This is a genomic window from Elizabethkingia argenteiflava (genome assembly GCF_009904105.1).
Classification (GTDB): Bacteria; Bacteroidota; Bacteroidia; order Flavobacteriales; family Weeksellaceae; genus Elizabethkingia; species Elizabethkingia argenteiflava.
In genome coordinates this window covers 1-316 of record NZ_JAAABJ010000604.1, presented here as the reverse complement: position 1 = coordinate 316, position 316 = coordinate 1, and the positions used below count along the sequence as shown (strand labels likewise).

At 31.3% G+C, this 316-nt stretch carries 1 protein-coding gene; it reads right to left on the bottom strand.

The window, feature by feature from the left end:
* Positions 1-14: 14 nt before the first annotated feature.
* Positions 15-170 carry a transposase gene (locus GNY06_RS10170; protein ID WP_212995107.1) on the bottom strand — a complete coding sequence of 52 codons (156 nt, stop codon included), beginning with the start codon at positions 168-170 and terminating at the stop codon, positions 15-17.
* Positions 171-316 lie beyond the last annotated feature (146 nt).

Sequence of the window (316 nt, the reverse complement as noted above, 5' to 3'; positions counted from 1 at the left end):
TTGCCCCATATCTGCTAATAGTACACCAGTTGCCACTTGGGGAAATCTTGGGGAAGCATACGCCATTGACAACCTGTTTTAACAAGGTAAAGAATACTGTTCCAAATAATCCGTAGATTATGTTTTATTTTTCTATCATCAAGTTGTAACGTTTTTTTATATATTTCCAATGGGCATCTGATAAGTCGGTTAAGTACATGTTTTTAAAGTTTTATCACTTCAAAGAACTTAACACTAAACTTCTTTTAGATGCCCTTATTATTTTTTTTCGCTTATTTTTAAACAGGCTCTAAGTAATAATTAATCTTTTAACAAC